The sequence below is a fragment of the Mycobacterium sp. TH-M15 genome (assembly GCF_057473705.1).
This window is the reverse complement of record NZ_JBYCLB010000690.1, coordinates 1-10,478: the sequence shown is the minus strand read 5'-3', so window position 1 is coordinate 10,478 and position 10,478 is coordinate 1. Positions and strand designations below refer to the sequence as shown.

At 72.4% G+C, this 10,478-nt stretch carries 14 protein-coding genes and 1 pseudogene; 8 read left to right on the top strand and 7 right to left on the bottom strand.

Going from position 1 to position 10,478, the window contains the following annotated elements; translation table 11 throughout:
- Positions 1-652 (top strand): Rv3212 family protein (locus tag AC2VNT_RS16990; protein ID WP_486947967.1); only part of this gene is annotated, 652 nt, incomplete at its 5' end.
- 57 nt (positions 653-709) lie between these two features.
- Here the strand turns inward: AC2VNT_RS16990 and AC2VNT_RS16985 are convergent.
- Positions 710-1,513 (bottom strand): ParA family protein, encoded by an 804-nt coding sequence (locus AC2VNT_RS16985; RefSeq protein WP_486947966.1) that lies wholly within the window; start codon positions 1,511-1,513, stop codon positions 710-712.
- Between the two features lie 106 nt (positions 1,514-1,619).
- On the opposite strand from AC2VNT_RS16985, the gene AC2VNT_RS16980 reads away from it, so the two are divergent.
- Positions 1,620-2,216, top strand: coding sequence for an acid phosphatase (locus tag AC2VNT_RS16980; RefSeq protein ID WP_486947965.1), 597 nt, complete (start codon positions 1,620-1,622; stop codon positions 2,214-2,216).
- The gene (locus tag AC2VNT_RS16975) at positions 2,213-3,316 is read left to right on the top strand and encodes an isochorismate synthase (RefSeq protein ID WP_486947964.1); all 1,104 of its coding nucleotides are present in this window, start codon (positions 2,213-2,215) and stop codon (positions 3,314-3,316) included. Before AC2VNT_RS16980 ends, AC2VNT_RS16975 begins: the two co-directional genes overlap by 4 nt.
- Before the next feature lie 9 nt (positions 3,317-3,325).
- Here AC2VNT_RS16975 and AC2VNT_RS16970 read toward each other — a convergent pair whose 3' ends face one another.
- On the bottom strand, positions 3,326-3,745 hold the full coding sequence (locus tag AC2VNT_RS16970) for a hypothetical protein (RefSeq protein WP_486947963.1): 420 nt from the start codon (positions 3,743-3,745) through the stop codon (positions 3,326-3,328).
- 41 nt (positions 3,746-3,786) lie between these two features.
- Here AC2VNT_RS16970 and AC2VNT_RS16965 point away from each other — a divergent pair, with 41 nt between their 5' ends.
- On the top strand, positions 3,787-4,749 hold the full coding sequence (locus AC2VNT_RS16965) for a diacylglycerol/lipid kinase family protein (protein WP_486947962.1): 963 nt from the start codon (positions 3,787-3,789) through the stop codon (positions 4,747-4,749).
- 255 nt (positions 4,750-5,004) lie between these two features.
- Positions 5,005-5,259 (top strand): WhiB family transcriptional regulator, encoded by a 255-nt coding sequence (locus tag AC2VNT_RS16960; protein ID WP_486947961.1) that lies wholly within the window; start codon positions 5,005-5,007, stop codon positions 5,257-5,259.
- 90 nt (positions 5,260-5,349) lie between these two features.
- Here the strand turns inward: AC2VNT_RS16960 and AC2VNT_RS16955 are convergent, their stop codons facing one another.
- A complete protein-coding gene (locus AC2VNT_RS16955) occupies positions 5,350-6,855 on the bottom strand; it encodes a sensor histidine kinase (RefSeq protein ID WP_486947960.1) in 1,506 nt (501 codons plus the stop codon).
- Between the two features lie 21 nt (positions 6,856-6,876).
- Positions 6,877-7,092 (bottom strand): biotin/lipoyl-binding carrier protein, encoded by a 216-nt coding sequence (locus AC2VNT_RS16950; RefSeq protein ID WP_486947969.1) that lies wholly within the window; start codon positions 7,090-7,092, stop codon positions 6,877-6,879.
- A 157-nt stretch (positions 7,093-7,249) separates the two neighbouring features.
- On the opposite strand from AC2VNT_RS16950, the gene AC2VNT_RS16945 reads away from it, so the two are divergent.
- A complete protein-coding gene (locus tag AC2VNT_RS16945; RefSeq protein ID WP_011728008.1) occupies positions 7,250-7,324 on the top strand; it encodes a 50S ribosomal protein bL37 in 75 nt (24 codons plus the stop codon).
- Positions 7,325-7,330: 6 nt separating this feature from the next.
- Here AC2VNT_RS16945 and rsrA read toward each other — a convergent pair whose 3' ends face one another.
- Positions 7,331-7,618: a mycothiol system anti-sigma-R factor gene (rsrA, locus tag AC2VNT_RS16940; RefSeq protein WP_486947959.1), complete on the bottom strand. Its 288-nt coding sequence runs from the start codon at positions 7,616-7,618 to the stop codon at positions 7,331-7,333.
- Entirely contained in the window at positions 7,615-8,277 is a 663-nt protein-coding gene (locus AC2VNT_RS16935) for a sigma-70 family RNA polymerase sigma factor (RefSeq protein ID WP_486947968.1), read from the bottom strand. Before AC2VNT_RS16935 ends, rsrA begins: the two co-directional genes overlap by 4 nt.
- A 253-nt stretch (positions 8,278-8,530) precedes the next feature.
- Here AC2VNT_RS16935 and AC2VNT_RS16930 point away from each other — a divergent pair, with 253 nt between their 5' ends.
- Both AC2VNT_RS16930 and AC2VNT_RS16925 read left to right on the top strand, forming a co-directional pair.
- On the top strand, positions 8,531-9,097 hold the full coding sequence (locus tag AC2VNT_RS16930; RefSeq protein ID WP_486947958.1) for an aminoacyl-tRNA deacylase: 567 nt from the start codon (positions 8,531-8,533) through the stop codon (positions 9,095-9,097).
- Between the two features lie 34 nt (positions 9,098-9,131).
- Complete coding sequence (locus tag AC2VNT_RS16925; protein ID WP_486947957.1) at positions 9,132-9,992, top strand: SDR family oxidoreductase; 861 nt, start codon at positions 9,132-9,134, stop codon at positions 9,990-9,992.
- A gap of 14 nt (positions 9,993-10,006) precedes the next feature.
- On the opposite strand, the pseudogene AC2VNT_RS16920 reads toward AC2VNT_RS16925, so the two are convergent.
- A pseudogene (locus AC2VNT_RS16920) lies at positions 10,007-10,478 on the bottom strand (adenosylcobalamin-dependent ribonucleoside-diphosphate reductase); the annotation flags it as partial.

Genomic DNA, 10,478 nt, shown 5'->3' with positions numbered 1-10,478 from the left:
CCAGGGCTGCGCGCTGCTGTCCGGGGCCGCCGAAGCATCGGCGGTGTCGGTGCTGGAGAACTGCCCGGGTCAGGCGAACACCCGGCTGACGCTGATCCGGTCCGCCAAAGAGGACGACGAGCCGGACCTGCACTACGTCCCGCAGGACGATCTGCCGGCCGAGGTGGCCGCCGACTCCGGCGCCCGGGTGTTGGCGGTCAGCCAGGACGGCAGCGGCACCGCCACCGCGGTGTACCTGCCCGCCCCGCAGCCCCGGGTCGAGGTGATCGACGAATCGGGTACCGTCACCGCCAGCATCCTGCTGCCCCGGCCGGCGTCGGCGCAGAGCACCGCCGTTCCGGTCGCCCGGGTGGCCGAGTTGGTCAGCTGGTGGACCGGTGACAGCGTGGTGATGTTTGACGCCACGACACTGGCCTACCGCTACACCGTGCCCGGCCCGGGCTCGGCGGTCCCGCTCGGGCCGGCCGCGTCGATGGCCGACCAGCTGCTGATCCCGGTCAGCGGCGGCGTCGGCGTCTATCACCCGGAGAACGGCCACCTGGAGCGGGTCATCCCGGTCAGCCGGCCCGCCGGGGTGGCCACGGTGGTCCCGCAGGTCTCCGGCGCGGTGCTGGTCGAGCAGCGCGGCGAGACGGTGGTCGCGCTGCGCTGAGCTGGTGTCCCGGGCGGGGACCCGCAGCGCCCGACTCCGCCGCGCTCGCGATCCCCGCTAAACCTCCGGGGTGAACGTCGGCAGCGGCTTGCCCGTCTTCCAATGCTTGAGCAGCGCGCTCGCCAGCTCGCGGTAGGCGATCGCGCCCTTGTTCTTCCGGCCGGCCAGCACCGACGACCCCGACGCGCTGGCCTCGGCGAAGCGCACCGTGCGCGGGATCGGCGGCGCCAGCACCGCGATGCCGTAGCGGTCGGCGATGTCGAACAGCACGTCCCGGGTGTGGGTGGTGCGCGCGTCATACAGCGTCGGCAGCGCTCCCAGCAGCTGCAGCTTCGGGTTGGTGATCCGTTGGACGTCGGCGACGGTGCGCAGGAACTGCCCCACCCCGCGGTGCGCCAGCGTCTCGCACTGCAACGGCACGATCACCTCGTCGGCGGCGGTCAGGCCGTTGAGCGTGAGCACCCCGAGCGACGGCGGGCAGTCCAGGATCACCACGTCGAACCGGTCTTTCGACTCGGCACCGAGTTTGGCCAGCGCCCGCTGCAGCGCGTACTCGCGACCGGCCCGCATCAGCAGCATCGCCTCGGCGCCGGCCAGGTCGATGTTGGCCGGCAGCAACGTCATTCCCTCCGCGGTGGTCGCCAGCGCCGCATCCGGTTCCACGTCGCCGAGCAGCACCTCGTGCACCGACACCGGCAGCTTGTCCGGATCGTGGCCCAGCGAGAACGTCAGGCACCCCTGCGGATCCAGGTCCACCAGCAGCACCCGCCGACCCCGCTCGGCCATCGCTGCGCCCAGCGACGCCACCGTCGTCGTCTTGGCCACGCCGCCCTTCTGGTTGGCCGCCGCCAATATCCGCATCGGATCCCCTCCTTCGCACCGCCCCGGGTAGTGCCATCCTGGCACGGCGACGCGCCAGCGTGCCGCCCGCGACGGCGATGCGGTGCGTCGGGCAGAATCGGACGGCGTGGGGATCGAGGATCATCGGGTGGTGCTGCTGCGGCATGGCGAGACCGATTGGTCCAAGTCCGGGCGGCACACCGGCCGGACCGAGCTGGAGCTGACCGAGGCCGGTCGGCAGGCGGCGGTGAACGCGGCCGGCGTGCTCGACGGGCTCGGCCTGGTCGATCCGCTGGTGATCAGCAGCCCACGCCGGCGCGCCCGGGTCACCGCCGAGCTGGCCGGGCTGCACATCGACGAGATCTCCGACGATCTGGCCGAGTGGGACTACGGCCGCTACGAGGGCCTGACCACCCCGCAGATCCGGGAGACCGACCCCGGCTGGCTGGTCTGGACCCACGACTGTCCCGGCGGGGAGAGCATCCGAGAGGTCAGCGACCGCGCCGACCGGGTGGTCGTCACGGCGCTGCGGCAGCTGCCGACGCGGGACGTGGTGCTGGTCGGGCACGGACACTTCTCCCGCGCGGTGATCACCCGCTGGCTCGAACTGCCCCTGGCCGAGGGCGCCCGGTTCGGCATGACGGCCGCATCGGTCGCGGTCTGCGGCTTCGAGCACGCGATGCGGCACCTCCTCGCGCTCGGGTTGACCGGTCGGCGCAGTTGAGCCCCGCCACCCCGGCGTTCGTGCTGTCCGGGCCGACCGGGACCCTGATCGCCGACGCGGCCGCCGGCACCGCCTGTCCGGATATCGCCGCCGCGCGGGCGGCGTTGCACTCCGGTGCGGCGCCGATCGTGGTGGGCGCGTTGCCGTTCGACCTGCGCGCGGCCGCCGCGCTGATGCTCACGCCCGGGCTGCGCCGGATCGGCTCGCTGCCGGACTGGCCGGACGGCCCGCTGCCGCCGGTCCGGGTCGCCGCGGCGACCCCGCCGCCGGACCAGCACCGCGAGCGGGTCGCACGTGCGCTGCACGCGCTGGCCGACCCGGCCAACCCGCTGTCCAAGGTGGTGCTCGCCCGCGGGCTGCAGCTGGTCGCCGACGCCCCGCTGGACCTGCGGATCGTGCTGCGCCGGCTGGTCGCGGCCGACCCGGGAAGCTACGGCTACCTGGTCGACCTGACCGCGGCCGGCGGCCGGCACGCCGGGGCCGCGCTGGTGGGCGCCAGCCCGGAGCTGCTGGTGACCCGCACCGGTCGGCGGGTGAGCTGCCGGCCGTTCGCCGGGTCGGCACCGCGCTCACCGGACCCGGCGACCGACGCGGCCAATGCGCGCGCGCTGGCCGGCTCCGGCAAGAACCGGCACGAGCATCAGCTCGTCGTCGACCAGCTGCAGGAAGCGCTCGACCCGCTCTGCGCCGAGCTGGACGTCGCCGCCGAGCCGCAGCTGAGCGGGACCGCCGCGGTCTGGCACCTGAGCACGCCGATCACCGGTGAGCTGCGCACCGCGGCCACCACCGCACTGGATTTGGCGCTGGCCCTGCACCCCACCGCCGCGGTCGGCGGATACCCGACCGGCGCGGCGGTCGAATCGATCGCCGAACTCGAGGGGGACCGCGGCTTCTACGCCGGTGCGGTCGGCTGGTGCGACGCGGCCGGCGACGGCCGTTGGGTGGTCTCGCTGCGCTGCGCCCAAGTGGCCGCCGACCGGCGGCACGCGGTCGCACACGCCGGCGGCGGGATCGTCGCCGAATCCGACCCCGACGACGAACTCGCCGAGACCACAACCAAATTCAACACGGTGCTGACCGCGCTGGGCGTGCCTCGGTAGCGGTGCCGGCTATTCGGCCGGCCGGCGCGGCGCGCGGCCGTCCGCGCTGGCCGCCCAGCGCAGCGCGGCCGGACTGAACAGCGGGGCCAGCACCGCCAGCGCGAGCACCCCGACCGCGACCCCGTACCCCCACCGGTGCGATCCGACGCCCAGATACCAGGCGACCGGCAACAGCAGCAGGTTGGTGAAGACGGCGATGCCCCGCCCCCACCGCCGGCCGCGAAGCAGCGCCCACGAACCGGCCAGCACGACGGCGCCGGCCAGGGCGAACCAGGTCGCGGTGGCGAAGCCGTTCACCGCCCGCTGGTCGGCGCCGGCCAGCCCGCGGACCACCAGCACCACCGCGACCGCCAACGCCGCGGCGCCCTGCCCCCCGACGATCACCCCCGCGCCGCGCACCACGCCGGGGACCGGGATTGGCGTGTTCACAGCGCCAGCGTAACCAGGCCCGTCCCATAGACTGGTCGCTCGTGCGCGCCGTGCTGATCGTCAACCCCAATGCCACGTCCACCACCCGGGCGGGCCGGGACCTGCTGGCCCACGCGCTGGAGAGCCGGCTCGATCTGGCGGTGGAGCACACCCGGCACCGCGGGCACGCGATCGAGATCGCCGAGAAGGCGGCCGCCGACGGGGTCGATCTGGTCATCGCGCACGGCGGTGACGGCACCGTGCACGGCGTGGTCAACGGCCTGCTCGGCCACCCCGGCTCGCCGCCGCCGGCCCGGTTGCCCGCGGTCGCGGTGGTGCCGGGCGGTTCGGCGAACGTCTTCGCCCGGTCGCTGGGCATCCCCGCCGATCCGACCGATGCGACCAATCAGCTGATCCGCCTGCTCAACGGCGACCCCGGTGGGCGCAGCTGGCGCCGGATCGGCCTGATCGACTGCGGTGAGCGGTGGGCCGTGCTGAACGCGGGCATGGGGGCCGACGGCGCGGTGGTGGCCGCGGTCGAGGCGGAACGGGACAAGGGCCGCTCGGTCAGCGCGGCCCGCTACATCCGCACGTCGGTCAGCACCGTGCTGGCCAGCACCCGCCGCCCGCCGACGCTGACCATGCAGGTCGGCGACGACGACCCGGTACCCGGGGTGCACTTCGCGTTCGTCTCCAACACCTCGCCGTGGACCTATGCCAACGACCGCCCGGTCTGGACCAACCCGGGCTGCACGTTCGAGACCGGCCTGGGCGTCTTCGCGCTGACCAGCCTGAAGCTGCTGCCCACCCTGCGGATAGCCGGGCAGATGTTCGCCAAGCGCCCGAACCCGCGCGGCCGACCGCTCATCCGCAACGACGACGTGGCCCGGGTCCGCATCGACGCCAGCTCCCCGATCGCGACCCAGATCGACGGCGACTACCTCGGCCTGCGCGACTCGATGACGTTCCGGTCCGTCCCGGACGCGCTGAGCGTCGTCGCGCCACCCGCCCGAGTTCACCGCTGACCTGCGCAAACAATATTCGATTCGGCAGATCCGCCCGAATCGGCGGGCAGTGTAGTACAAATGGACGGACGCGCGGGAAGCAGCCCGGTTCGGACGTGAGATTGGCCACGTGGTAACGGTCACCCTTGACATCCGGGCAGCCTGTGAAACGATCGAACGATCGGATGCAAGCCGTTGTGAGTTTCTTGCGCCCGCTTTTAACAGTCGAAGAAAACGTGCGCGCCCGGCTGCGCCCAGAGTGAGGAGTTACGTTCTATGGATTGGCGCCACAAGGCGGTCTGTCGCGACGAGGACCCGGAGTTGTTCTTCCCGGTGGGGAACAGCGGCCCGGCACTCGCCCAGATCGCTGAAGCGAAACTGGTCTGCAGCCGTTGCCCGGTGATCACCGAATGCCTCACCTGGGCGCTGGAGACCGGCCAGGACGCCGGCGTCTGGGGCGGCATGAGCGAGGACGAGCGGCGCACGCTGAAGCGCCGCAACGCCCGGACCAGGGCCCGCACCGGGGTCTGATCCACCGGCCGAGCAACACCGCGACGACGCGGCTCCGATCCTCGGGGCCGCGTTTTCCGCGTCTTCCGGGGGATCGGTGTTTCCGGCCGGTTACTGCGCGGTACGGGGCCGCCGGCTGCCGATCGGAATTCGCAGCACCATCTCGGTTCCCCCGCCCGGCGCGTCTCCGGCGGTCAGCGAGCCGTTCAGCTCGGCCGAGACCAGCGTGCCGACGATCTGCAGCCCGAACCGATCCGAGTTCTCCAGGCTGAACCCGTCCGGCAGCCCGCGCCCGTTGTCGCGGACCACCAGGTCGAGCCAGCGAGCCGACCGTTCGGCGCGGATCGTCACGTTCCGATCCGCGGCACCGGGCTCGAACGCGTGCTCGATCGCGTTCTGCACCAGCTCGGTGAGCACCATGGTCAGCGCGGTCGCGCGGGCGGCGTCGAGCACCCCGAGCGTCCCCACCCGCTGCACCCGGACCGGGGTCACCGCGGTCCCCGCGGGCTCCACGCTGGCCACGTCGTTCATGATCGGCAGGATCCGGTCGATCACCTCGTCGAGGTTGACCTGCTCGTCCAGCGACACCGACAGCGCGTCGTGGACCAGGGCGATCGACGACACCCGCCGCACCGACTCGAGCAGCGCGTCGCGCCCCTCGGCGTTCTCGGTTCGCCGGGCCTGCAGCCGCAGCAGCGCCGCCACCGTCTGCAGGTTGTTCTTCACCCGGTGATGGATCTCCCGGATGGTGGCGTCCTTGGAGAGCAGCGCGCGGTCCCGGCGTTTCACCTCGGTGACGTCCCGGATCAACACCGCGACCCCGGCCGAGGCGCCGCCGGCCCGCAGCGGCAGGCTCCGCACCAGCACCACCGCGCCGGCCGCCCCGATCTCCAGCCGCATGCCGGGACCGGCGTTCTGCGCGCCGTGCAGCAGGTCGGCGAACTCCTGGGCCTCGAACGGGTCGGAGATCAGCGGCCGGGTGGCCGCGACCAGGCTCCGCCCGGCCAACTCGGCGGTCAGCCCCATCCGGTGGTAGGCCGACATCGCGTTCGGGCTGGCGTAGCCGACCACGCCGTGGGCGTCGAGGCGGATGAAGCCGTCGCCGACCCGTGGGCTGGACCGGGTCGTCCCCGGGTCGCCCACGTCGGGGAAGCTGCCCTCGGCGACCATCTGCATCAGCGTCTGCGCGCAGTCCAGGTAGGCCGTCTCCAGCCGGCTGGACTTTCGGGTCGCCGCCAGCGCGGTCTGCCGGGTCAGCACCGCCACCACCCGGTCGGCGTTCCGGATCGGCACGGCTTCGACGTCGTGCTCTCCGGCGGTGCTCCCCCGACCGATGGCCCCGGAGTCGAATGCCACGGTCACCAGCGGCAGCCGGTCGGCCGGCAGCACCCGTCCGACGACATCGCTGAGCAGCACCGTAGGGGCCGTGTTCGGGCGGCACTGCGCAACGCAGACCAGGCCGTCGCCGGGATCGGCGTCGCACCGCACCCACATCAGGCAGTCGGCGAACGACAGGTCGGCCAGCAACTGCCATTCCCGGACCACAGCGTGCAGCCGGTCCACCCCGTCGCCGGGCAGGGCGGTGTGTTCCGCGAGCAGATCACCGAGGGTGGACATGCGCGAACCGCCCCGCGGCGGTCAGTCGATCACCGCGATCAGATCACCGGCCTGGATCACGTCGCCCACCGACACGCTGACCTTGCTGACGGTTCCGGACTCCTCGGCCAGCACCGGAATCTCCATCTTCATCGACTCCAGCAGCACCACGGTGTCACCGGCGCTGATCGGGTCCCCCTCGCGAACCATGACCTCAAGCACGCTGGCCACGATCTCCGCGCGGACGTCCTCGGCCATCTCCACCTCGCTGGTCACCACGACGACTGAGCCGTGCTGTGCTGTGCAATCCTGTCCGCCCCATCGAACCACAACCGACCGGGCAGACCGTGGCGTGACCCGCCCCCGGCCGATGTGGGAGACTGGTCGGCCGGTACCTGTGCGAGGAGGATCAGTCATGGCAAAGCGCGGCCGGAAGAAGCGCGACCGCAAACACAGCAAGGCCAACCACGGCAAACGGCCGAACGCCTGAGCGCGGCTATCGACGGATGATCGTGGTGCGGATCTGCACCCGCACCCGCTGCAGCAGGCGGTCCGGGGCCTTCTCGCCGCTGCATTTGCGGGCGATCAGCGCCTTGATCCGTTCCTCGACCCCGTAGTGTCGCAGGCACTCGGGGCACTCCTCCAGGTGCCGGCGGAGCCGGGCCTTGTCGTCGGCGGTGCATTCGCCGTCCAGCAGCGTCCACACCTCGGCGATCACCTCGGCGCAGCCCATGCCCAGCGGCGACTCGTCGGGACCGGGGGCGCCGCACGAGCGCTCGGTCATGACGGCACCTCCTCCGTGGCCGCGCCACGGAGGAAACCCCGCTCCTTGGCCACGTCGGCCAGCAGGCCGCGCAGTTGGCGCCGGCCGCGGTGCAGCCGCGACATCACCGTCCCGATCGGGGTGTCCATGATCTCGGCGATCTCCTTGTACGGGAAGCCTTCGACGTCGGCGTAGTACACCGCCATCCGGAAATCCTCGGGCAGCGCCTGCAGCGCCTCTTTGATCTCGGTGTCCGGCAACGCCTCCAGCGCCTCCACCTCGGCCGAGCGCAGGCCGGTCGACGAGTGCGCGGCGGAGGCCGCCAGCTGCCAGTCGGTGATCTCCTCGGTCGGATACTCCGCCGGCTTGCGCTGCTTCTTGCGGTAGCCGTTGATGTAGGTGTTGGTCAGGATGCGATAGAGCCACGCCTTGAGGTTGGTGCCCGCCCGGAATGAGCGGAAGCCGGCGTAGGCCCTGACCATGGTCTCCTGCAGCAGGTCCTCGGCGTCGGCGGGATTGCGGGTCATCCGCAGCGCGCCGCCGTAGAGCTGGTCCAGCAGCGGGATCGCGTCGCGCTCGAACCGGGCCGTCAGCTGCTGGTCGGATTCCTCGGAGCGGACCGGACCGGACGGCGCCACCGCAGACGTCTGCGCCTCGGTCGCCCGCTCGCCGTCGCCCATGTCGATTGCCACAATCCCTTCCGTCGGGGGGCCCGCCAACAGCTCCGTGGCCGCTGCGGCAGGCCGACCGCTCCAGCCGAGCGGCGCGGTCTCCAGCAGGCTCGTCGACGTTGACACCCGGACTCCCTTCCCGATCCTAGGGCGGCGGCCGACAACGCGTGACCCGACGCCCGATTACCGGAATGAACCGGTCAACAACGCCGGCCCCGGCGCTATTTCCGGCGTCCGCCCGCCGAGCCGATAACCTGGGCCGATGACCGGCGCGGCGACCCCGGCGATCGCGGCCCTGGTGGCGGCCGGGGTGCCGCACCAGGTGCTGCGCTACCGGCACGACCCGCACCGGCGAGGAGGTGGAGCGCAGCGGCACGGAGGAGCTGCGCACGGCTCCGGTCGGCATGCGTTCGGCGCTGAGGCGGTGGAACAGCTCACCGGCGGCGCCGCCGGCCCGACCGGCCTGGTCGCCGAGCAGGTGTACAAGACGCTGGTGGTGGCCGGCCCGCAGCTGACCCCGCCCGGCCTGGCGGTGGCGGTGCTGCCGGTGCCGTGGCGGCTGTCGCTGAAGGCGGTCGCCGCCGCCCTGGGCGTGCCCCGGGCCGCCATGGCCGACCCGGCCGTCGCCCGGCGGTCCACCGGCTACGTGCTCGGCGGCATCTCACCGTTCGGGCAGCGCACGACGCTGCCGACGGTGGTCGACGGCTCGGCGCTGGACTGGGACCGGGTGGCGTGCAGCGCCGGCCGGCGCGGTTGGGACGTGGTGGTGGCGCCGGGCGACCTGATCGGGTTGATCGGTGCCATCGTCGCCGATCTTCGTGCTGCATAGTCGGCGCCGTCACCGTCGGCATAGGGTGACCGCTATGGCCAACTCAGCATCGCTCTCCGGAAAAACCATGTTCATCTCCGGCGCCAGCCGCGGCATCGGGCTGGCGATCGCCAAGCGGGCGGCGCGCGACGGCGCCAACATCGCGCTGATCGCCAAGACCGCCGAGCCGCACCCCAAGCTGCCCGGCACCGTCTACACCGCGGCAACCGAGATCGAGGAGGCCGGCGGGCAGGCGCTGCCGATCGTCGGTGACATCCGGGACGGCGACTCGGTGGCCGCGGCGGTGGCGCAGACGGTGGAGAAATTCGGGGGGATCGATATCTGCGTCAACAACGCCTCGGCGATCAACCTGGGCTCGATCCTGGAGGTGCCGCTGAAGCGGTTCGACCTGATGAACGGCATCGAGGTGCGCGGCAGCTACGCGGTGTCGCAGGCATGCATCCCGCACCTGATCGGCCGGGACAACCCGCACATCCTGACCTTGTCGCCGCCGATCCGGCTGGACCCCAAGTGGCTCAAGCCGACCGCCTACATGATGGCCAAGTTCGGCATGACGCTCTGCGCGCTCGGGATGGCCGAGGAGCTGCGCTCGCACGGGATCGCGTCCAACACGCTGTGGCCGCGCACCCTGATCGCCACCGCCGCGGTGCAGAACCTGCTCGGCGGCGACGAGGCGATGGCCCGGGCCCGCACCCCGGACGTCTACGCCGACGCGGCCTACGCCGTCGTCACCAGGCCGGCCACCGAGTACACCGGGAACTCGCTGCTCTGCGAGGACGTGCTGGTCGACTCGGGCGTCACCGACCTGTCGGTCTACGACTGCGTGCCCGGCGGCGACCTCGGCGTCGACCTGTGGGTGGACTCGGTGAACCCGCCCGGCTACTCGCCGGCTTAAGCAAGCCCGGCCGGTCAGAACTCGCAGACCCGGCCGCCGCCGCAGCCGCCGCTGAATTCCAGGTCGGCGGTGGGCGGCGCGTCCGGTGCGGCGTAGCTGAGCACCTGCCCGTCCCGGCTGCCGTACCGGTACACCGTGATGCCCTTGACCTTGCCCTGCCAGGCCGCCAGGTAGATGGCCCGGACGTCCTCGACGGTCGCGTCGGCCGGCAGGTTGACGGTCTTGGACACCGCGGCGTCGACGTGCCGCTGCACCGCGGCCTGCATCCGCAGGTGCCATTCCGGCGCGATCTCGGCCGCGGTCGGGAAGGCGGCCCGCACCTCTTCGGGGAGCTCCGGGTAGCCCCGCACACCGCCGCGCTGGGCGATCTCGGCGATCAGCTCGTGCGAGTAGAAGCCGCGGTCGCGGGCGATCCGGTCGAAGCCGGCGTTGACCTCCAACAGCTGCCGGCCGACGTTCGCCCGGGTGTAGGCGATCGCGAACATC